The organism is Rheinheimera sp. A13L, from assembly GCF_000217935.1.
In the GTDB taxonomy this organism is placed as follows: Bacteria; Pseudomonadota; Gammaproteobacteria; order Enterobacterales; family Alteromonadaceae; genus Pararheinheimera.
The window spans coordinates 1-21,523 of the sequence record NZ_AFHI01000003.1; the positions used below are offsets into that span (position 1 = coordinate 1).

Annotated in this window: 18 protein-coding genes and 1 pseudogene; 14 read left to right on the forward strand and 5 right to left on the reverse strand. The window is 44.3% G+C overall.

Annotated features, from left to right (window positions below):
* Positions 1–680: 680 nt before the first annotated feature.
* From RHEIN_RS02150 to RHEIN_RS02185, 6 genes and pseudogenes are all read left to right on the forward strand, one after another.
* Positions 681–1,157, forward strand: a complete 477-nt coding sequence (locus tag RHEIN_RS02150; protein ID WP_008897328.1) for a CS1 type fimbrial major subunit — start codon at positions 681–683, stop codon at positions 1,155–1,157.
* A 327-nt stretch (positions 1,158–1,484) separates the two neighbouring features.
* On the forward strand, positions 1,485–3,941 hold the full coding sequence (locus RHEIN_RS02155; RefSeq protein WP_008897329.1) for a TcfC E-set like domain-containing protein: 2,457 nt from the start codon (positions 1,485–1,487) through the stop codon (positions 3,939–3,941).
* A 144-nt stretch (positions 3,942–4,085) separates the two neighbouring features.
* Positions 4,086–5,309 carry a hypothetical protein gene (locus RHEIN_RS20235; protein WP_008897330.1) on the forward strand — a complete coding sequence of 408 codons (1,224 nt, stop codon included), beginning with the start codon at positions 4,086–4,088 and terminating at the stop codon, positions 5,307–5,309.
* Between the two features lie 155 nt (positions 5,310–5,464).
* Complete coding sequence (locus RHEIN_RS20240) at positions 5,465–5,851, forward strand: helix-turn-helix domain-containing protein (RefSeq protein ID WP_008897331.1); 387 nt, start codon at positions 5,465–5,467, stop codon at positions 5,849–5,851.
* Between the two features lie 335 nt (positions 5,852–6,186).
* Entirely contained in the window at positions 6,187–6,411 is a 225-nt protein-coding gene (gene tnpA, locus RHEIN_RS02175) for an IS66 family insertion sequence element accessory protein TnpA (protein ID WP_008897332.1), read from the forward strand.
* 23 nt (positions 6,412–6,434) lie between these two features.
* Positions 6,435–7,491, forward strand: a pseudogene (locus tag RHEIN_RS02185) (IS3 family transposase).
* A gap of 50 nt (positions 7,492–7,541) precedes the next feature.
* On the opposite strand, the gene RHEIN_RS02190 reads toward RHEIN_RS02185, so the two are convergent.
* From RHEIN_RS02190 to RHEIN_RS02200, 3 genes are all read right to left on the reverse strand, one after another.
* On the reverse strand, positions 7,542–8,030 hold the full coding sequence (locus tag RHEIN_RS02190; protein ID WP_008897333.1) for a CS1 type fimbrial major subunit: 489 nt from the start codon (positions 8,028–8,030) through the stop codon (positions 7,542–7,544).
* 102 nt (positions 8,031–8,132) lie between these two features.
* Complete coding sequence (locus RHEIN_RS02195; RefSeq protein WP_040554332.1) at positions 8,133–8,867, reverse strand: hypothetical protein; 735 nt, start codon at positions 8,865–8,867, stop codon at positions 8,133–8,135.
* Positions 8,868–9,000: 133 nt separating this feature from the next.
* Positions 9,001–9,777, reverse strand: a complete 777-nt coding sequence (locus tag RHEIN_RS02200; RefSeq protein WP_008897335.1) for a serine hydrolase — start codon at positions 9,775–9,777, stop codon at positions 9,001–9,003.
* Positions 9,778–10,021: 244 nt separating this feature from the next.
* On the opposite strand from RHEIN_RS02200, the gene RHEIN_RS02205 reads away from it, so the two are divergent.
* Positions 10,022–10,618, forward strand: coding sequence for a nucleoside deaminase (locus tag RHEIN_RS02205; protein ID WP_008897336.1), 597 nt, complete (start codon positions 10,022–10,024; stop codon positions 10,616–10,618).
* A 13-nt stretch (positions 10,619–10,631) separates the two neighbouring features.
* Positions 10,632–11,126 (forward strand): DUF1543 domain-containing protein, encoded by a 495-nt coding sequence (locus tag RHEIN_RS02210; protein WP_008897337.1) that lies wholly within the window; start codon positions 10,632–10,634, stop codon positions 11,124–11,126.
* A gap of 31 nt (positions 11,127–11,157) precedes the next feature.
* Here RHEIN_RS02210 and RHEIN_RS02215 read toward each other — a convergent pair whose 3' ends face one another.
* Complete coding sequence (locus tag RHEIN_RS02215) at positions 11,158–12,789, reverse strand: response regulator (protein ID WP_008897338.1); 1,632 nt, start codon at positions 12,787–12,789, stop codon at positions 11,158–11,160.
* A gap of 330 nt (positions 12,790–13,119) precedes the next feature.
* Here RHEIN_RS02215 and RHEIN_RS02220 point away from each other — a divergent pair, with 330 nt between their 5' ends.
* The 6 genes from RHEIN_RS02220 (at position 13,120) to RHEIN_RS02245 (ending at position 20,685) form a co-directional block, all read left to right on the forward strand.
* A complete protein-coding gene (locus tag RHEIN_RS02220; RefSeq protein WP_008897339.1) occupies positions 13,120–14,076 on the forward strand; it encodes an endonuclease in 957 nt (318 codons plus the stop codon).
* 98 nt (positions 14,077–14,174) lie between these two features.
* Positions 14,175–15,209, forward strand: coding sequence for an isoaspartyl peptidase/L-asparaginase family protein (locus RHEIN_RS02225; RefSeq protein ID WP_008897340.1), 1,035 nt, complete (start codon positions 14,175–14,177; stop codon positions 15,207–15,209).
* Positions 15,210–15,264: 55 nt separating this feature from the next.
* A complete protein-coding gene (locus RHEIN_RS02230; RefSeq protein WP_008897341.1) occupies positions 15,265–15,684 on the forward strand; it encodes a CBS domain-containing protein in 420 nt (139 codons plus the stop codon).
* Positions 15,685–15,834: 150 nt separating this feature from the next.
* A complete protein-coding gene (gene hrpA, locus RHEIN_RS02235; protein WP_008897342.1) occupies positions 15,835–19,755 on the forward strand; it encodes an ATP-dependent RNA helicase HrpA in 3,921 nt (1,306 codons plus the stop codon).
* A gap of 109 nt (positions 19,756–19,864) precedes the next feature.
* Positions 19,865–20,251, forward strand: a complete 387-nt coding sequence (locus RHEIN_RS02240) for a response regulator (RefSeq protein WP_158005461.1) — start codon at positions 19,865–19,867, stop codon at positions 20,249–20,251.
* 134 nt (positions 20,252–20,385) lie between these two features.
* Positions 20,386–20,685 (forward strand): PilZ domain-containing protein, encoded by a 300-nt coding sequence (locus RHEIN_RS02245; protein WP_008897344.1) that lies wholly within the window; start codon positions 20,386–20,388, stop codon positions 20,683–20,685.
* Positions 20,686–20,737: 52 nt separating this feature from the next.
* Here the strand turns inward: RHEIN_RS02245 and RHEIN_RS02250 are convergent, their stop codons facing one another.
* Complete coding sequence (locus RHEIN_RS02250; protein WP_008897345.1) at positions 20,738–21,316, reverse strand: lysozyme inhibitor LprI family protein; 579 nt, start codon at positions 21,314–21,316, stop codon at positions 20,738–20,740.
* Between the last annotated feature and the right edge of the window lie 207 nt (positions 21,317–21,523).

The following is a 21,523-nucleotide window of genomic DNA, read 5'->3' on the forward strand; positions in this document are numbered from 1 at the left end:
TAGAAAACAGCGTTCTGGTTCTGTTGTCAAAAAGTCCCTCACCTTGCGGTGGGGGATTTTTTTATGCATGGCTAAAGAGGTTCGATAGAGAGATAAATGACCTAATGTACCTTCGAGATAATGAGCCAAAAAAGAAATGATATTTTTTCAGTCGTCAGAGCGATAACCTTTCCTGACTAGCCCCTAATTTTTGCCACCCTTAGAATGAATTGAGTTCATGCCTCATTTGGTCTTGTGCTTTGCTTTGCTTTGGATGTAATCACGTTTTCGATGCGCGCGCTTACGTTGTGTCGAAGCCTCTTTGGCGTGAACTGAAGCCCCACAGGGCAGTAAAAACGAAGCACTCTTTTCTTGTTCACGTAGATCACCCCTCAAGCTTCAACTGACGTGGAGACGTTTGTCGCTATATCGCACTAGCGCTCTGGCGATCGTCACGATTTTCTGGGAAAGGTTTCCCGGGGCTTTAAGCGCCGGCCCATTGACTCCTGAAATAAATTATTTTGTATCACCTGATAAATTTTGAGCTATATCTATGGTAAAGGAGGTTAAAAAATATGGCGGGTTAAATCAAGAAAAAATAAAAAGCAACGTTATTAATAAGAAGGATTCTGCGGATGCTGTAAATAGGTACATCTGTGATATTGAAAAGTTTATTTTCCGGTAAATGGGGAGTTCTTATCATGAAATACTTTATATCTGTTGCCGTGTTTTTTTTGAATGTTGCACCTGTTTTAGCAGGAGATAATCGTTCGGTTTCGATTATAGCTGAGGTGCCATCTCAATCATTTTATGTTGTGGAGCAGAGTGGCTCCACTATTTTTTCTGGTAACCAACGAATGCATTACGACACAGGTGTTAGTAATTTTTCTGAAGTTGGGGGGGAAATTATTATTGGAGCGTCAGCAGGAACTATTTCTGCAATGCTCTTGGGGACTCAGGCTTTAACCGGGCATTATTCAGCGAACCAAATACCATTAGAGGTGCATATAGATTCTTTGCTATTAACTGCCTCAAGTCAGCAGATTGCAAATGAAATGGAAGCTGCAGCGAGTAAAGTTGTTAAATTAACGATCAATGCAAAAACCAGCGATTCTGTAGTCGCTGATTATTATTCAGCCAGTTTAAATATTTTGTTCGAGAATTCGGCTGATCTTTGACCCTGACTTTTCATAATAAAAACTCCCTGGTGCTCTTTAGTAGTCCTGGGGAGTTTTGTACATCCCTAAATCAACCTGAACTCGGGATAATGAGTGTCGAATACTCTATATTTAACAAAAAAATCAAATAGATAAGCCAATTTATTGAACCAGCGTAAGTCATTACTCACTGAATGCGCAGATTTTTGCGCATATCAAGGCGCTTTGTCTAACTGTCCAACTGTCTAACGTCCACCCAACCTCACATATTTCGGATTAGTCTGATGTTGTCATTCGCCCCGACTCCTTAAAATGAATTAAATCCTAATCAGTTGAGGCTCGGCTCTTATGGCACGTTTACTTAAATTAAAGCGTCTTAGCATTATAGTTATGGCTTTATGTCATGTATCAGCTTTTGCCGGATCGCAACTGAGTCAACCCAGCCTTTTATCTCAGGCTAAGGAATTGCCAGCAGATTTTGTTTCTTATTTATTTGATGCTCCCCTTTTTGTCCGGGTCGAATTAAATGATCAGTATCTGGGCGATGCTATGGTAATGCTGAATCGGAAAGAGCAAGTTCAGTTATTAAGGTTTACAGAAGCTCACAGCAGTAAATATTCAGAGCAGGACCGTACCGCGTGGGCAGATAGTTTACAGAACTTTACTAACCTGGGTAAATGCACCACTAAATGCCCAAATAATATATTAGCCTTATATTACAATTTAAATGAATCTAAACTAAGCATTCTTACCGCCGATGCAGAACAAAACACTGTAGGGCGCCACTACCAATTGCCTGAAAATGGTAGTAAAGGATTAATGCTGGAAAATCGTTTGAATGTAACTGCTGCAGAACACCAACAAGCTAACGTGAATTATAATTTTAATGCAACAGCCAGTCGCGGTTTATGGTCATACCATGCAGGTGGGCAGTTTGTAAAAAGTGATTTCGCCGAAGAAAAAAATATGTACGGCATTGACCAGTTGTATGGACAGACTGAATTTGAGGATAACTTTGTTCGTGTTGGGTATTTTTATAATGGCACAGAGGGTCTTAGTTTAAGACCTCAGCGACTTGGAAATAACACTATGTTGGGTGCTATGTATAGCTCTTCCGATGCGTTGGTGAGAGTGGAAAATACACCAAGTAGCACACCTATTTACGTTACGGCGAACAAGCAGGCTTCAGTTGAGCTATACAAAAATGGTGCATTAATTCATAGTCAGCAAGTTCCATCAGGTTTGCAGACTGTTGATACGCGTCAGTTACCGACAGGTATTTACCCTGTTTTAGTTCGATTAATTGAAGACGGTCAGGTAATTTCTGAAACGGAAGAGATGGTTTATAAACCGACCTCCTGGCGCGACCCATCGCAAAAGCTCAGGTACAGCTTTTTTGCCGGTCAGGAAAGTAATTTTTTATCGGGAACTACAAATAATGCTGATGAACGTTTCACTTTGGGGGCAGCTGTAAACTATTTATTGAAGCCTCAGTTGGTTGGTGGTGCTTCAATACAAACCAGAGGCTCAGAGCTGGAAATGGGCGCTTCCTTTGATTGGACTTTATTCGATCAGACCAGAATGTTAACAAATGTTTTGCATTCAACAGAGTTTGGCATGGCAGCCGATATGCAGCTGATGCATCCTCTTAATTTTGGTTATGTTGTTTTGGGGCACAGATACAGTAAAAAAGATTTAAGTGAAGCCTTAACTGAGCAAGCCCAGCACATCAGCAGCTTAAGTTTAAGTTACCGCTTGACGAGAGATCAAAATATGATGATGCGGGTCAGTCGCCAAAATAATCAGGGAACGGCTTATGATATCAGCTGGCGTTACAACTCGTCTGTATTAAATGCTCCGGCCGTCTGGAGCCTGAGTGCATTTAATCGTCCGGGGAACAAGGGGACAAAATTTGAGCGTCAGCAAGGTATAGAGCTTGGAGTAAACATCAGATTTGGTGATTCATCGCAAGATCGAAACCGTTACAATGCAGCCATAGGTAGCCGCACTTCAACAAGTGGTAAAAAAGAACAGGTGTTGGATTTGGGCTGGCAGGGAACATACTCTGATTCAATCATCAAACAGCTGAGTGCGAATGCGTCAGTAAATTCATCAGGAGTAGGGCTTAGTGGCGCTGGGTCTGTAGATAACGATGTGGTGCAAGCCGATATGTTTATCAATACTGCCGCTGGTTCTGGTTCGCTTAGTGGTGGGTTAAATTTACAAAATAGTGTTGTGCTGGGAACCGAAGGTGCAGTTGCCAGTAGCGCGTCATTGTTCAATGGTGCTGCTTTGACCGTAGACTTGATCAGTGATGCTCCTGATGTGCCAGTGATGGCCTATGACTCAAATGGTGGTCAGTATCAGCTAAAACCTGGGAAAAACCTGGTACCTGTCACGGCGTTTAAGCCAGGTACTGTAAGTTTTGATTTGGCACAAGGACGCACGGATAATATCAGCTTATCAAAAAGCAGCCAGAGTTATCAGTTAAACAAAGGCGGTGTAGAGCATGTTCAGTTGTATGTTCATAAAACCGTGACCGTATTGGGACGTTTGCTGGATGCACTGGGTAAACCTTTAGGCGGCAGTCATGTTATTAACCATGCCAGTCGAACAGTAACAGAACATAGTGGGTTTTTTAGTGTAGAGATGCGGGAAGCCACACCTACTTTAAAAGTGGTGTACCAGGGTGAAGAACTCTGTGACATTGAACTGAATACCTCGCATACCACTCGTCAGGATAATGTGGTAATGGTGGGCGATGTTCAATGCGGCGTGGCTGTTGCTAACAAAGAGACTGAATAATAAATCGTGAACAAAACCAGGTTTCAAAAACGCATGTTGTGTTGTGTTGTGAGTATTGTGAGTATGGTCAGGCATACAGTGAAGCAGAAAAAAGTTCTGCTCTGTTTAAACTCGCTGTTAAGTAATTGATTTACGGAGTTAGTAATGCAACAGATAAAAAAAATAGCTCAAGCAAACGTAGCTCTGCTTTGTTTGTTAAGCACGATGACAGCAACAGCCTATGAGGTTAGTGTAAAAGCTGAATATCGTACAGTAAAAGGTGTCAATCAGGCAGAATTTACCGACACAACCAGTTGCGGCACCAATTACTGGTGTAGTTATATGGGACAAAGGAGAACCGTCATTATGAATGCCACGGGGTCAGTGCTTACAATAACTGTGCCCTCAACAGATCCCCGGCAAAATCTGTACTATAAGGTTCCTGGCAGTAGAACAGTGAATATGACTAATGCAAAAGGGCAAACACATATATTAACTTTTAATTTTAGTGCAATTGGTGGGGTGTACAGACGGACAGAATCAAATGGCACTATGCCAGGTTTACACGAGTTAACAGGAAACATTTCTCCTGATAATGCTGGCTCTAGCTGCGAGCGTCGCTGGGCACACGGGGGAAGCGCTGATACTGGGTTTGCCTGGAATATTATGCCTGCCTTTCAATCCACAGGAACAACCTGCCATAAAATGTTTAATAAATCTTCCCGCCTTGGTACCTGGGAATACGGGATAAATCTCTTCTTTCTAGCGTATGCACTCGATACGCCAAACCCTTTAGCGATGGAGAGTGGTGTATATACCGGCAACCTTACTTTTTCAGTTGGGCCAGGAGGCGAGATCGATTTTGGCGATAATGTTACTACTACGTCTAATCAAATGACAGTTAACTTTGAATTGAATGTAATGCACGATTTTATCTTTCAGTTTCCGGCTGCCGAAAGTATTGCTGTGTTAGAGCCAGCCGGGGGGTGGGCCAGTTACAATGGCGCAAACCCGGGCTCAATAAATAAAGATATCCCATTTAGAGTAACAAACTCCGGGCCTTTTACTATGTATCTTGCATGCGAACATGATTTAAATGTTGGTTGCGGTGTTAAGGCGGCTTCAGGCCGCACAGTGCGGCTGAATACTTCGATTACTCTGCCTGGCGCAATTCGGCTTGGTAATGGTTCACCAGTGAACCGGGTGCCATTACCTGTAGGACGTTTAATGCGTAAAGCCTTTACGCCGGTCTTTGCGGTAAGTAATCAGCAAGGGCTGTTGCATTTTGATATTACGAATCCGGCTTTAGAGGGAATGTTAAAAGATACTCCCGGAGAAAGGTATGAGGGGGATGTAACCCTAATGATTGAATCTGAGCTTTTTGAATAAATAAGCATGTAAAAAACGGAATATTCCTATAGTACGCAGCGCTTCCGTTATTTAAATTAACAATTAATTACTTGTGCTTTGTCAAAACTAATGATTTTTCGTTTTGAAGTGAAGTGAAGTGAAGTGAAGTGAAGTGAAGTGAAAAGGAGCAGTACGTGATAAATTACGAAGAATTCTGGCTCGACGTGAACCAGACGAAGTTAAAATGCAAAAATAATTATTTAATTTTAGATTGCTGGCAAAATCAGTTATATATTGCAGGAAAGTATCTGAGATTAAATGAAATACAAAAGCGATTATTTGCTTGTTTGCTGAAAAATGTAACGCGCAAATCCGACCTTTTTAATTATCTGTGGTTTGATTGTCCGCAGCAGAACCCCAGTAATAGCTACCATCAGCTGCTGCATCAAATTAGAGGGTTATGTCGGGACAACAATTTACCATGTTTGCTGCTGACATTCCCCGCTTATGGAGTGCGACTGGATATTGAAGCGGTTGAAAGTATAGCTGTTCGTAGTGAGACCGGCGGAAAAGTAGCATAAAAACGGACCGGATATGCAAAGTCTTGAGAGAGCCCATGTCGCTCTGCTTAGCTGTCATTTTCGGAGCGCAAAGTTCAGGGGGGCAATGTTATTCATAACTGAGATGGACACGGACGTTTCTGTTTTTCTGCGGCTTAAAAACTTGTTGTGGCTATCACATGAGTTTTTATCGTCTTGCCCAGATCTACAAGGTAAAAAAAGTGAGGACCCATTCTTTAAAGTCTGAGCTGAATTCTCAGTCAAAATTTAAAAAGTAAGCGTAACTCGAACCCCGCATTCCAGCTTTAGCTAAACCACCATACCCTGTGTGCATCATTCACCAATCAGGGTTTCCTATGCTTCGCAGAACCTCCGAACAATGGCAGACGCTGTTTGACCAGCACAAAGCCAGCGGTTTAACTCAGACCGAATTTGCACAGCAGGGCATCGACCCAAGTTACTTCAGCCTGCGCAAGCGGAAGTTGCTTGCCTGGCAACAGGCGACAACGACGGCTTTGTTGAGCAACACCTTATGGCATAGTGTTTTGCCAACCGCTGTTGCTCAGAAAGCGGGATATTGAACTGCACCTGCCGGCTGGGGATCATGGCAATCGTTAAACAAGCGGAAGCTGGCACGCCGGTCCCAGAATTATGTCGTGAGCATGGTATGAACTCAGCGACTTTTTACAAATGGCGAGCCAAATTTGGCGGCATGGATGCATCGTTGATGGCTCGTCTAAAAGAGCTTAAAGCTGAAAATGCCCGTTTGTGATGTATGCCGAAGAGCGGCTAAAGGCCGATGTCATTCAGGAGGTCATGGCAAAAAAGTGGTAAAGCCGTCGTAGCTCAAAGCGATGGCACAGTAGGCTGTTGTAAATCGAAAAATAAGTATCCGTTTAGCTTTCGCAACCTTTTGTATCAGCGAAACCTGTTATCGCTATCCGTGTGTCAATAACGACGAGAATGCAGATATTGCAGACTTTCTTGTTGAATTAACTGAAAAAGGATCAGATTTGGTCTTTGGCCAGTGTTTTAGTTACTTACGCAACGTAAAAGGTTTTGGTTGGAACCACAAGGATGTTTATGCGAATTTACTGTGAATTAGCGTTAAATCTGCGAATAAAACCACGCCGAAGGTTAAAGCGAAATGCACCAGAGCTGCTGAAAGAGCCAAACAAACCCGATTAGCTTTGGTCGATAGATTTTATGCATAACCAGCTATCAGGTGGAAGAAGCCAACCGACTGTTCAGCGTGATTGATGGCTTTAAATGTGAAGGGCTCGCGATTGAAGCTGGTTTTTCCTTGCCAACAATGCGGGTGATCCGCCCCCTAAATTAGCTACTTGAAGGGCAAATAAACCTAATGGCTATCCATTGTGACAATGGACCTGAGTTTATTAGTCACGAATTTACGGAATGGGCGTGAAAAAGCATGAGATCAAGATTGATTACATTCAACCTGGCAAGCTGCAGCAAAATGCGTACATCGAACGACACAACAAGGCGAACAGGTATACGAACAGGCACAGCTGGGTAAGCAAACATATTTATTTGACAGGCTTAAAGAAGTTCAGGACTATGCCACCAAATAGTTATGGTTTTACAATCATGAACGGCCACATAAAGCCAATGACGGAAAGCCACCATTGATGGCTGCATAAACTCTACTTTTAACTTCGGTTAAAAATGGGAGCATTACCGATAGGTAAGCTTATGGCGACAAAATGTCGAAAACTATATTAACCTGGCCTAAATAAGTTCCAGGTTGATATTGGGTACCGCTTGGTGCTGGCCGGACACTAATGTGTACTGGAACCAGTCGTCCCGCATGACTGTCCTGACTGTTAAGTATTTGTTGAGCTGTTGTAGTTAAAAGCACGGAATTTATGTATACGTTCAAAGGTATGCTGTCATTTATACCTACCAGTTCAGCTTCATTATAAAGTCTGGCCGTAACAGGTCCCAAACTGCTTTCAATATAAAGCTGCTGTCGAATAGCTGAAGGTCTATTACTAACCATATCCCAGCGCATAGTTTGTGTTTCGTACAGCCAGTTGTTTCCCGTTGGGGGTCTTACAATAAAGTTGGGATTAGGTAGCTCTACTATAACTTTTACTTTGTGCTCAAGAATGTCGCTCGCTGATAAAATATGGGAAGTCGATAATAATAAAAAAGCTATTATTGAATGTATTTTAATCATGACTTTAACTCTCTAAAATTTGACAATGCGATTGATAGGGTGTTGTAGAAAACTTCAGCATATAAAACCAGTTGAGTGGTTTTATATGCTGAAGGCCTTCCATCAAAAAGAGTATGGTTTTTTTACATCGAACTCTTTTATGTCGAAGTATATTTTTTTGCCCGACATTTTTTCATATGTTTTCTCTCTTCCCGGCAGCAGGTGATCAACTCTTACAGGAGTGCAGTTTAAGCCAGAGTTGTCGCAATATCTGATCATGTCGACAATCGCTGTCGAGTTGCCTTTGTTTGTTACTTTAATATTTGACTCACTTTCAATAACTTGGGTATCAAATTTTGTTTTTTCTGGATGGACCATTACTATGGTTCCATAGCCGGCCATGATGCTAAAACCAGCATCTAGTTGTTTTTTATACTCTTCAGCTTCTTTTTCCGACAAATTAAACTGATCGTTAATATCTGGTGCTACCGGAATATAACGTACCCGGAAATAACGTTCTTTGTCACGATTCCCCATATACAATAGCCGTACAGTTTGGCTAGATCCTGCAGGAATTATTAAGCGAGCCGGGCTGGCAATTAAAGTGTCTGTTTGTTTGCTTACGTCCAGTATTTCGCCCGCTGCGACTTCACTACTTTTCCCGTTGCTCTCGTAGACAATTTCAGCTACAGATACTCGTACATAAGCGGTCGACGACCCCGAATTCATAATACGCTTTACCTCGGTTGTTTTGCTTGCCGCCACATAATCGTACATTGAACCTACATTAAGTTGTGGGGCTGCCAAAGCATGAACTGAGCTAAGAGTTATTCCAATAGCTACCAGAAGTTTGTGCATGTCGTTCTCCTTTAATAACAATTCTAAAAAATCAATACCTTTAAGGTACTTTAAGGGTGTGAGCATAGCTATCAGATTCCTCTGATTCAAGTTATCCGTAATGTTTCACAACCTCTGAGATTTTTACAAGAAATTATAACAGTAGCCCTTTGGCTTTTAGAGAATGGATTGCAATTTGTGGTAGTAAGGTTAAGTTTTCGCCTGATTTTGTGGTGGCAACAACTGTAAAAAACCAAATATCACTTTTGGTTGTTAAATATCCAATGTGCCAACCCAGGTCTGGATAAATCGTTTTGATCCAAGCGGTTTGATAATAAAGCTGATAAGTATCCGTTTTTTCTGCAAGTATCAATTGTTCTACTAAAGAGAAATTACCGAACTGGAAAGGTAATTTTTTTTTGTAAAAACTTTTCAGAAAACTGACTTGTTCGTAGCTATTGATCTGTAGGTTGCCGTTAAACCAGAACTCGGTACCTGTACTAATGTTGTCTAGGTGTCCGTACTTTGACGCTTCAAGGTACTTGACGTAATTTATTGTTCCAACATTTTTGGTGAGTTGATCCAGGTGGTAACAATCTGACGTCCTACGACCTGCTTGCTTGGTTATTTGTCGATTTAACCAACGTTTTTCCGTACATGTTTTATTTTTCCAAATGAAGCCGCTTTGTTCTGGCGTAATAATGGTTTCCTCCAGAAGAATTAGCATGTTCAGTATTTTGAAAGTTGCAGCAGGAGGCAGTGGCTGAGAAGCTTTTCGCGAGTTATGGATATAGGTTTTTCCAGAATGAAGAGATGACAGTACCATAGCTCCTTCGATGCCGTGAGCAGAAAAAATACTGGCAATTTGTTGATCGTTGGCTGAAACGAAGCAAATAGACTGAATTGCGATTAGAAAAAATACTTTTTTCAATAAATCCTCTTTGCGGAAACTTCGTGCTTTACTATCTGCGCTAGTTTTTCATCTTTGTTATCGTTTGGTCATCAGACTAATCTGGTTCTAAATGGAAGCTTCAATGCATGGGCTAAAAAGTGTGCACGTTTTTCACAAAAAATTAGCATGCAGTAATTTTTTACTTGTCTGGCAGCTGATATAAAGGTAAATAGTTGGCCCAATTTTTAGCGATGATTCGCGACAAAACGCGACAGGACAAATCATGAAAGAGCGTATTGGCTTTATTAACCAGCCGGGCAGTGCTGTAACAGTGGAGTTACCAGACTGGGTAGCCACTTTTGTTGACTGGCAAAAAACCTATCACAATGACGATGAAAAAATGGCTCTGGCCATTGAATTGTCAAAACAAAATGTAGAGCGTGGCACGGGGGGCCCTTTTGGTACTGCTATTTTTGATCGGGTTTCAGGTCAGCTGTTAGGGGTAGGGGTCAACCGTGTGGTGCCTTTGACTAATTCCACCTTACATGGCGAAACTGTGGCTATTATGATGGCCGAAAAAGCTTTGGGTTCTTTTACTCTGGCCACAGACAGTGGCCGTGAACTGTTTACCTCTTGTGAGCCTTGTGCCATGTGTATGGGGGCGGTGCTCTGGAGTGGCGTCAATCGTATGGTCTGTGCTGGTGCTGCTGAAGATGCCAGAGCTATTGGTTTTGACGAAGGCCCGGTATTTGAGCAGTCGTATCAGTATTTAGCAGATGCCGGTATGGAAGTGGTGCGTCAGTTTAAGCGTGCAGATGCCAAAGCAGTGCTGGATTATTACAAAAACTCCGGTGGCCGTATTTATAACGGCCGCGATTAAAAGGGAATTTGAAGTGTTATTTGTAGTGATGTTAGGTGGAAAACACCCTAAAGCAAAAATTGAAGTCCATGATGTGGCTTTTGTTACTGGCGACAGCATTGAAGATTGCTATCCGCAGGTACGCGAGCAGTGGTTTGGCACTATGGCGGGTATGCATATCGATTCCTGGATGCAAGTGGATGGAATAGAAGGCTATCAGCTGCGGTTTTCTGAACAAGCACCTGCTGCAGATGAATTGCGGTTGTTTTTCATTAATTTAGGCGGCTACTTGCCTGGTGCTTTTGGTGAAGATCATCATTACCTGCTGGTCACAGCCAAAGACAAAGCCGAAGCTAAACAAAAGGGTAAAGCATACCTGCCCAAAGGCTGGGATAAACCTCACACCGATGCTGTAGTGGATGTAGATGACTGTATTGCTATTGATCAGGTAGGAGGCCGTTATGTACGGCTGGTTCTGGCTGAGCACAAAGACATAGTTTATCAGTCGGATTATATTATTTTGGGTTGATAACAAAGGTCAGAGCTAAAGCTCTGACCTTTTACAACTGCACCGAAGACAAACCCGGCTGGGTTTTCTTTAAAGTGGAGACGTATTTTTCAAAACGTTCTTGCTCACTTTTATCCAACTGATTTTGCCGAAGCACCCGGGCTGCATTACGGGCGTAGTTGATGGCTTCGCCTGTGACTCCTGCGCTTTTACTCATGGCCTGCAGCAAATTCAGCGCTATCACCGGATTGGTGGGCATAAAGTCGAAGGTTTCACAAAACAGCGACACGGCGCGGCCATACTGGCCCATACGGTAGGCGTCTGAGGCTTCGGTATTAATTTGTTTGATCTGCTGTTTTAAGCCTTCGTGTTTGTCCTGTTCCAGTTGCAACATAATGCGCTGAGTTTCGGTCAGGAAATCATCGTCATACAACATGGTTTTTAAGCGGTCGATACAAAGCTGGCTGGAATATAAATCACCCAGTTCAAAAAAAGCTTTGGCTGCATCCATACAGCTGTCGATGGTCAGATCATCCAGGGGTAAGTCCTGAATTTGCTGCATTAATTCGCGGCCTTCTTTGATGGCTCCACGGCAACTGCTCATGCGGCTGCGTAAGATCACGGTTTCCCGCTTCAGCGCATCTACGTTAAAGCGTTTATGCAAAGCGTCCAGCAACTTGCCTGCATTTTGCAGAATAACAGCTTTATCCAGCACAGATGCACCTTTAGCCTGATCGACCAAAGCGCGGGCATGGTTCAGATAATTATCAGCTGTATCGTCTATAGAATGACGGGCCCCCTGAACTATTTTGCCGGCAATGCGGGCAGCTATATCGGTATGGCCCAAAATGGCACATAAATTACTTAAGGTTTTTTGGCGGCTGACGTTTTTAGGGGACAATGTGGCGGCTTTTGTTAAGGTTTCAAAAGCCAACTGATAACGGCCATGGCGCACATATAAACGGGATAACCAATCCAAAGCTTCCACTTTAGTATCGCCAAACTGAGTCAAATCAGCCAGTTCCAGTTCGGTATCTTCCCAGCGCTCCAGATAAAAACAGCTTAAGGCATGGCCCAGACGCGCCCAGCTATAGGCTTTTTGTTGCAGCACTTTTTGGTAAAAGACTTCAGCTTTATCGTATTGCCCCAATTTCAGCAGCAGTTCGCCTTTCAGTCGCATGGCTTGCAATGCATAGTCTGGTTTGGTACGCATCACCAGATCGCATTCACGTGAGGCTTCGGCGTAGTCTTGCTCAAACAAGCGGAAAAATACTTTACGTAATTCAATGCGGTGCCTGATGGCTCTGTGGATGCGCTCTTCCAATGCAGGTGCGGTAAAAGGTTTCAGCAGATAGTCATCAGGTTGCAGCTCAATCACACCATGCACTATCTGGCTTTGGCCTTCGGCGCTAATGACGATAAAACAGCAGAGCGGGGCCAGCAGTTGTTGTTTTTTTAAGGCTTCAAATAACTGATAACCGTCTTTGCAGTCACCGAGGTTAAAGTCACACAAAATAAAATCGAAGGGCATATCTATACATTTCTGCATAGCTTCGCCTGCGTCTTTGGCCAGATGAATAGCCTCAAACCCCATTTGTTGTAACATTCCTTTTACAGTGGCCCGGACGGGCGCACAGTCATCAATGACCAAGACTTTTTTACAACGAAAAAATGACTGGTCCATAACGGTTTAACTCTTATTATTGCGTTTAACTGCTGATTTGTAGCGACGAAATTATGGGGCGCATACTAAATAGCCAAATTCATTTTGTAAAGTATGTTTTTTATATGTTAACCATGATTAATTGCTGCTTCACTCTAAAGATAGCAGAAAGATCCTATAACTCATCACCTTAGCCTGAATCTCCTCTGCGTGAATTATTTTGTACAAAAAAGAAGATGAACCAGGATTGCCATTGCAGTATTTTTTATCGGAACTTAAATGTCTGATTTGCTCTGTTCGTACTTGTGGCATAATAAAACCGTTCTGTAGGCAGTTTAAGGTTGTACCTCTTTGTTTAAATTCATATTTTCCTTTGCATTTTTTATTGTTTGGACAGTGGCTGCTGCGCCTGCCAACTTTGACTCCGCCAAAAAACTAGCTAGCCGTATCTATGCACCTGAAAAACAAGAATTTTATTGTGGATGCGATATTCGTTGGCAAGCAGGCAAAGGTATTCCTGATCTGAAAGCCTGTGGTTACCAAATTCGGAAAAATGGCCCCAGAGCCAGCCGTATTGAATGGGAGCATGTGATGCCCGCCCAGCAATTTGGCTCCCCTTTGTCCTGCTGGAGAAAGGGCGGGCGTGAGCAATGTGGCAAAACAGATAGCTTGTTTAAACAAATGGAAGCCGATTTATTTAATCTCAAACCTGCAATAGGTGAAGTGAACGGTGACAGAGCGCATTATCGTTTTGCACTTTTGCCACCCCAAACACCACAATATGGCTCCTGTGAAGTGAAAGTGGACTTTAAAAGCCGGCAAGTCGAACCAAGACCCCAAATTCGCGGCGATATAGCCCGTATTCATTTTTACATGGCCGACAAATACAACATTCATTTATCAAAAGCCCAGCAACAGCTTTTTATGGCCTGGCATCAGCAGGACCCTGTCGATGACACTGAACTTAAGCTGCAACAACGTATTGCTCAGCATATGGGGCATGGCAATGACTTTGTCACAGGAAAAAAAGTCTGGCAGCTGGATTACAAAGCCTCGGGTTTTGGCCTGAATACACAAGCTCAGGCAAGTCAAATTGCGGCTGTAGCACCAGTTCAGACAGAGCAAGCCTCAGGTCAGGTGCTCGGCAATAAACGCAGCAAGTTGTATCACTTAAGTCATTGCAGTGGTTATCGTCAGGTGTCAGAGCGCAATCAACAATGGTTTGAAACAGAACAACAAGCGCTGAACGCAGGCTTTAAAAGAGCAGGTAATTGCAGTGCAGAAACCTCCATAGGCGCTGAAGACTAAACTCTTATTCTGGCAAAACTAACGCAGAGCAACTTGCGTCTGCGAGGTAGTTCGCGGTACAACCTTGAGCAATAAGTTTATTGATCAGGGATTTCTTTATGCGTCGCTCCATCAGCTTTTTAGCCTTGTGCTGTTTTTCCGCATTAGCTTCGGCCAACCAGGCCACAACTCCAATAGCCATAGTGATCCATGGTGGTGCCGGTACCATCAACAAAAGCCAGATGACAGAAGCGCAGGAGCAGGCCTACCACGCCACCTTAAAACATGCAGTAGAAACAGGTTATGCCGTGCTGGAAAAAGGTGGCAGTAGCGTGGATGCAGTCACAGCTGCTGTGCTGATTATGGAAGACTCGCCGCTGTTTAACGCTGGTAAAGGTTCGGTTTATACCTATGACGAAGGTCATGAACTGGATGCCTCTATTATGCGGGGTGACAACCTGATGGCTGGCGCTGCTTCGGGAGTCACAGTGGTGAAGAACCCTGTATTGCTGGCCCGCGCTGTGATGGAAAAGTCCGAGCATGTGATGCTCTCCGGTGCTGGTGCTGAGCAATTTGCCAAAGAGCAGGGGCTGGAACTGGTTGAAAACTCCTATTTTGATACCGAATTTCGTTATGACGCTTTAAAAAAAGCTAAACAAAGTATGCAAAAATTGCCACATCAGGCACAAAATTACCGCTTAAAGACACCATGGCAGGCTGAATGGAATATGGGCACTGTAGGCGCTGTGGCAATGGATCGCAGTGGTTTATTAACTGCAGCGACTTCCACTGGTGGCATGACAGCCAAACGTTATGGCCGTATTGGTGATGCACCTATTATTGGTGCAGGTAACTTTGCAGACAATAGCAGTTGTGCTGTGTCGGCCACTGGTCATGGTGAGTTTTTTATCCGCTACCGTGTGGCTTCGGATATTTGTGCCAGGGTGAAGTATCAGGGCATCAGTGCTGATAAAGCGGCTGATCAGGTGATACAGCAGGAATTAGCCAAAGTAGGTGGCACTGGAGGTGTGATCCTGATTGACCACAAAGGAAAAGTCGGCTGGAGCTTTAATACCGAAGGCATGTACAGAGCGAAAAAAACTGAAGGCGAAGCCACAATCAGTGAAATTTTTAAAGAGAGTTCAACCAAGTAGCCTGAGCTGGTCTAAGCTTAAGGTGTTGTGAAAATACGACGTTTTTGAGGGGCTTATGGACTTATTAAAAATTTCCGATCATATGAATCGTCACCCTGTGACCTTTACCGAAGAGATGTCAGTGGAAGAGGCGGTAAATAAACTGATCCTCGCTGAACAACTGGGTGGACCTGTGATCAACAAAGAAAAAAAAGTGATTGGTTTTGTCTCTGAGCAGGATTGTCTGTCCAGAATGTTATCCGGTACTTATCATTTACAGCAGGCTGCTTCAGTCAAAGATGTGATGCGCAGAGAAGTGCTGACGGTCAAGTCTTACCACGGCATAGTAGATTTAGCTCAAACCATGCTGATGTCCAAACCTAAGGTATACCCTGTGGTGGATGACGATGGTTATCTGCTGGGCGTGATTAGCAGAACAGATGTATTGAGAGCCATCGATCTGGAATTGCACTCCCATTACAAAGCTGTGAGTTAATCGATTTTACGCTGAGCGGGCGGGTACAAGACCCGCCCCTACAGGTCTCACTGTTGAAGTTGCAGTAAAAGCACCGTTTTAAGCGGTGCTTTTACTGGATCTCAAGCCCCTGAACTTGGTAGCATGTCGCCCCTATCTCTTGAGGGCCTTGTGTTGACCGACTCTACTGTTAAACCTGCTATTGCTGCCAATGACGCTGAAATTTCTGTTGCCGCGCTTGCTAAAGCCATTCCCAATTCATTATCCAAAGATCAGCACCGTTTTCGCCAGACCTTGCAGGGCATAAAAAAACAGCAGGACCAAGCCAAACAGCAGCAGTTAATGCTGCAGCTGTCGGCAAAAATAGCCACTTCTATGCAATTACGCGCTCAGCGACTTGCAGCAATGCCCACTATTGAATACCCGGCTGAACTGCCTGTTGTAGGTAAAAAAGACGACATTAAAGCCGCTATAGCCAAACATCAGGTGGTGATTATTGCCGGTGAAACTGGCTCGGGTAAAACCACCCAAATTCCAAAAATCTGTTTAGAGTTAGGCCGTGGTGTGGCTGGCATGATAGGCCATACCCAGCCACGACGTTTAGCGGCGCGCAGTGTCTCTGCGCGTTTAGCCGAAGAGCTGAAATGCTCTGTTGGTCAGCAGGTGGGTTATAAAATCCGTTTTGGCGATCACACAGCGCCCACCACTTTAGTCAAACTGATGACAGACGGTGTGCTGCTGGCTGAAATTCAGCAGGACAGATTTTTAAATCAATACGACACCATCATCATCGATGAAGCGCACGAACGCAGTTTAAATATCGACTTCTTGTTGGGCTACTTAAAACAGCTGTTGCCACGCCGCCCTGATTTAAAAGTCATTATCACCTCGGCTACCATAGATCCAGAGCGTTTTTCCAAGCACTTTTTTGACGCGCCTATTATTGAAGTCTCAGGCCGTACTTATCCGGTCGAAACCCGTTACCGGCCTTTGGCAGAAAACGATGATAAAGATGCCGATCAGCTGCAATCTATTTTTGATGCAGTCGAAGAGCTTTACCGAGAGCCACCTGGCGATATTCTGATTTTTTTAAACGGTGAGCGCGAAATTCGTGACACAGCAGATGCGCTGGAAAAGTTAAAACTGCCTCATACCGAAGTGTTGCCGCTCTATGCCCGTTTAAGTGCGGCCGAGCAAAACCTGATTTTCCAAAACCATGTCGGCCGCCGCATTGTTTTGTCGACCAACGTGGCTGAAACCTCACTGACTGTGCCTGGTATACGTTATGTGATAGACCCGGGCACAGTGCGTATTTCGCGTTACAGCTACCGCTCTAAAGTACAACAGCTGCCGATTGAAGCCGTCAGTCAGGCCAGCGCCAATCAGCGTAAAGGTCGTTGTGGTCGTGTGGCTGCTGGTATCTGTATCCGGTTATACAGCGAAGAGGATTTTAATGGCAGACCAGAATTTACCGATCCGGAAATTCTGCGTACCAATTTAGCCTCTGTTATTTTACAAATGTTGGCGTTAGGTTTAGGCGATATTCAGGCTTTCCCGTTTTTAGAACGGCCGGACAGCCGTTTTATTAACGACGGTATTAAGCTGTTGGAAGAGCTGGGTGCAGTCAAACCTCAGTCCAATAGCCATAGTTTGCAAATGACAGACTTAGGCCGCCAAATCAGCCGTTTACCTGTCGACCCTCGTTTAGCCCGTATGGTGTTTGCAGCGACAGAACACAGCTGTTTACAGGAAGTGCTGGTGATTGTCTCGGCTTTGTCGATTCAGGACCCACGCGAACGACCTTTGGATAAACAGCAAAAAGCCGATGAATTGCATGGCCGTTTTGCCGATCCGGATTCAGATTTCAGCGCCTGGCTAAAACTCTGGGCTTATTTGCAAGAGAAGCAGGACGAGCTGACCAATAACCAGTTCCGCCGTTTATGTAAACAAGAGCTTTTGAATTACCTGCGGGTGCGCGAATGGCAGGATTTATTTGGCCAGCTCAGCCAAATCTGCAGCGAGCAGCAATGGAGCCTGAATTCGCAGGTGGCATCCTACGAGCAAATCCATAGTGCTCTACTCACAGGTTTATTAGGCCAGATTGGTAGCCGTGACAGCGATGCCGATTACATGGGGCCCCGCCAAAGCCGCTTTTTTGTATTTCCTGGCAGCAGCTTATTTAAACGTAAACCTAAATGGGTGATGGCCGCAGAACTTGTGGAAACCTCGAAGCTTTATGCCCGCGCTGTGGCCAAAATTGAGCCTGAATGGGTTGAGCCTGCGGCTATGCATTTGGTCACCCGCAGTTACAGCGAACCGCATTGGGAAAAGAAAAAAGGCGCAGTAGTGGCTTATGAGCAGGTGTCTTTGTATGGCCTGATCATCGTCGGCAAACGCCCTGTGCTGTACAGCAAAATAGACCCTGCCACTTGTCACACCATTTTTATCCGCAGTGCTTTGGTGGAGCAGGACTTAGGCCTGAATGAAAGCTTTTTAGCCCATAACCAAAAGCTGATTGAGCAAGTCACTGAGCTGGAAGAAAAAGCCCGCCGCCGCGATATCTTGGTGGATGAAGAGACTTTAGCGGCTTTTTACGCTGAAAAAATTCCTGTTTGGGCCAATAACAGAGTCGATTTTGCCAAATGGTGTAAAGAGGCTAAAGCCAAAGATGCCAAGTTACTGCATCTGGATTTAGAGCAGCTATATAAGCGTGACGCTTCAGAAGTCACAGCCGACAAATTCCCCGAATTCTGGCGTCAGGGCAATTTAACGTTGCCGTTGGATTATCACTTTTCACCGGGCGCGCCAGACGATGGTGTCAGTCTTGTTGTGCCTTTGTCCTTGTTAAACCAACTGGAAGAGCAGGGCTTTGACTGGCTGATCCCAGGCTTGCGGCATGATTTATTGGTGGCGCTGATTAAATGCCTGCCAAAACAATACAGACGCAACTTTGTGCCAGCGCCAAATTACGCCGATGCCTTATTACAAAGTATTAAACCTGAAGACGGGCCTTTGCTCGATGTGGTCAGCAACAGATTAAAGCGGATGTCAGGTGTCACTATTCCGGACGATGCCTGGGAGCTGTCCGGCATTGAAACCCATCTGAAGTTTAACTTTAAGATAGTAGATGACAAAGGCAACACCTTAAAACAAGGTCGCTCTTTGGCGCTGTTAAAACAAGAGCTGCAGGGCAAAGTGCAACAGAACCTGAGTCAGGTGGCAGAGCGGGGCATAGAGCAGGACAAACTGACGCAGTGGACTTTTGGCCAGTTGCCACGTGAATACATCAAAATGCAGGCCGGTTATCAAATCAAAGCCTATCCGGCTTTAGTGGATAACAAAGATTCGGTGTCGATAAAGCTGTTGGATAACGCTGAACAGGCGGCTGAACAAAGCAAGTTGGGCCTGCGCCGTTTAGTGCTGTTAAACGTGCCATCGCCAGTCAAATACCTGCAGGAATCCTTGCCGAACAAAGCCAAGCTGGGTTTGTACTTTAATCCTTTTGGCAAAGTGCTGGAACTGATAGACGACTGTATAGCGGCTGGTGTCGATCAATTGTTAAGCCAACAGCCATGGCCTGAAACTGAAGCAGAGTTCACGGTGGTCAAAGAAAAAATCCGCGCAGAGCTGGGTGAAACAGTGCTGCGTATCGCGCTGAAAGTAGAGCAAATTTTAACACTGGGCCATGAAATTCAGAAAAAGCTTAAAGGTAAAGTTGAGTTAAAACATGTGCAAGGCCAGGGGGAAATCAAGCAACATCTGGATTCCTTATTGTTTAAAGGTTTTGTCAGTACTCATGGTGCGGCGCGTCTGGATGCCATTTTGCGTTATTTACAGGCACTGCAAAAACGTCAGGAAAAACTGCCGGTGGATCCAAACCGCGACCGATTAATGTCACACGAATATCAAAAGGCAGCAGATGCGTACCAAAACCTGCTGGGGAAATTTGCTGGCCGAACTATACCTGAGCCCGTGCTGGCTATTCGCTGGATGCTGGAGGAACTTAAAGTGTCGTTACATGCTCAGACTTTAGGTACACCTTATCCTGTGTCGGTAAAACGTATCTTGCAGGCCGTTGCAGAGTTAAAGTAAAGTAAATTTTTAGAAAAAAATTGGCTGTTTTTTGGCAAATCGCTAAATAAGCCATACACTTAGTTCAGGCGCATCGATGCGTTGGAAAGGAGACACAAGGATGCAGACAATGGAACTGAAGCAAAAAAAGGTCATGATAGTGGACGACGAAGACTTTATGTTTCGTCTGCTTGAACTGGCTTTGTCGCCTTTTTACCAACTGTGTTATGCCAAAAGTGGGGTTGAAGCTTTACAACTGGTGCTGCAACAACAACCGGATCTGGTGATGATGGATATCTGTATGCCGGGTTTAGATGGGCTGGACACCTGCCGCTTATTAAAAAATGCCCCTGAAACCGGCCATATCCCCATTCTGATAATGTCGGGCCTGGATACTCCACGCGATGAAATGATAGCGCTGGACGCCGGAGCCGATGCTTTTGTCAGTAAGCCTATCAGTGCCAGGCATATTCAGATGCTGGTGGATGATTTACTCTGCAGCCATATGCATAAGTAAGCAGAATAAAAGCCTTTACAGTGGCCTGTTGCCGATCTATAAAAGATATCAATTCAAAACATTAGACCCAAAGTAATTGGAATTGCAGCAAAACAGCTGTGGTTTCGGCTACGCAGGGGAGGCAGTAAAAGTTTATGTTAGGCCACAGTGATAAACGCAACTACTACCGAATGATGGTGAATGCTCAGGTGCAGTTAATGATTAACGATCCTGAATCAGGCCGGGTGATCAACGCCATCTGCCGCGATTTAAGTGCCACTGGTATGTCGCTGGAAATAGACGAACCGCTGGAAATGGGCATTTTGCTCTACATCAAAATGGAAAGTTCCAACCCCAGTTTCCCCCCTTTATCCGCCCACGCTAAAGTGATGCGCTGCGCTCAGGAGCAGGAAGATTGTTATCAGCTGGGTGTGCAGATCATAGAATTGAATTAAAGCTTTTGTACCTGCTCCAACCGAGATACAAAAGCCTTAAGTAACAGCTGTGTTATTTTGTTTTACAGCTCATCAGCGGCGCTTGATAACCCCACTGCACAGTGAAAACTTTGTTTTGCTCTGACAGCTTTTCATTTCTCCCGACATAGCTATGGTCCTCCTGCTGATACATTAAAGAGACTTGGTCGCCATAATCAGCAATTAAAGTAGCTGGTGTGGTGGAGTAATAACGCAGTGAAATTTCATTGGCCGGGTTGTTATCACAGCTCAGCAACAGATTTTTACTGATGGGAACCAGTTCATAACGCGCCTGTAACTCGGCAATACGCTGGATGTAAAGCGTTGAAGCGCAGGCTTTTTTATCCTCTGCTTTCCAGCACTCCGCTTTCCCTTTTATCCAACCGCGCTGCTCAGCTTTTAACAAAGGCGGTTTTTCATTCACTGCTTTTGCCAAAGCCTGCTGATACACCTCTGCCAGTTGTTGATCTTGTTTGAGTAGTTCTGGGTCTGAGCAAATCAGTTTATCTATAGTGCCTTGATCTTTGGCCTGGCAATTGATTTGGTTGTCTGCTGTGGCAGCCTGAAGTGGGGCAGCTGCGAGTAGGGTGGTTACGAGTAGTAAAAGTTTCATCTTCCTGTCCTTTTGATTTTACTGTTGGTAACAGTGTCAGGGAAAGTGGGGATAATCAAGTTTGGTGCATTGCCGGAGTAAACATTTGATGAATTCGTATGCCACCTGTATGTATTCTGTTAACAATAATAATTCCCATAGTTTAGAAGAATCTGTTGAAATAGAGGTTCATCGGTATTATTAATACTTTAGGTATTTATCATGCAA

Excerpts from the sequence above, each read along its gene's own strand:
- RHEIN_RS02150 (WP_008897328.1), top strand. The coding sequence starts at position 681 with ATGAAATACTTTATATCTGTTGCCGTGTTTTTTTTGAATGTTGCACCT.
- RHEIN_RS02155 (WP_008897329.1), top strand. The coding sequence starts at position 1,485 with ATGGCACGTTTACTTAAATTAAAGCGTCTTAGCATTATAGTTATGGCT.
- RHEIN_RS20235 (WP_008897330.1), top strand. The coding sequence starts at position 4,086 with ATGCAACAGATAAAAAAAATAGCTCAAGCAAACGTAGCTCTGCTTTGT.
- tnpA (WP_008897332.1), top strand. The coding sequence starts at position 6,187 with ATGCTTCGCAGAACCTCCGAACAATGGCAGACGCTGTTTGACCAGCAC.
- RHEIN_RS02190 (WP_008897333.1), bottom strand. The coding sequence starts at position 8,030 with ATGATTAAAATACATTCAATAATAGCTTTTTTATTATTATCGACTTCC.
- RHEIN_RS02195 (WP_040554332.1), bottom strand. The coding sequence starts at position 8,867 with ATGCACAAACTTCTGGTAGCTATTGGAATAACTCTTAGCTCAGTTCAT.
- RHEIN_RS02205 (WP_008897336.1), top strand. The coding sequence starts at position 10,022 with ATGAAAGAGCGTATTGGCTTTATTAACCAGCCGGGCAGTGCTGTAACA.
- RHEIN_RS02215 (WP_008897338.1), bottom strand. The coding sequence starts at position 12,789 with ATGGACCAGTCATTTTTTCGTTGTAAAAAAGTCTTGGTCATTGATGAC.
- RHEIN_RS02225 (WP_008897340.1), top strand. The coding sequence starts at position 14,175 with ATGCGTCGCTCCATCAGCTTTTTAGCCTTGTGCTGTTTTTCCGCATTA.
- RHEIN_RS02230 (WP_008897341.1), top strand. The coding sequence starts at position 15,265 with ATGGACTTATTAAAAATTTCCGATCATATGAATCGTCACCCTGTGACC.
- RHEIN_RS02240 (WP_158005461.1), top strand. The coding sequence starts at position 19,865 with ATGGAACTGAAGCAAAAAAAGGTCATGATAGTGGACGACGAAGACTTT.
- RHEIN_RS02245 (WP_008897344.1), top strand. The coding sequence starts at position 20,386 with ATGTTAGGCCACAGTGATAAACGCAACTACTACCGAATGATGGTGAAT.
- RHEIN_RS02250 (WP_008897345.1), bottom strand. The coding sequence starts at position 21,316 with ATGAAACTTTTACTACTCGTAACCACCCTACTCGCAGCTGCCCCACTT.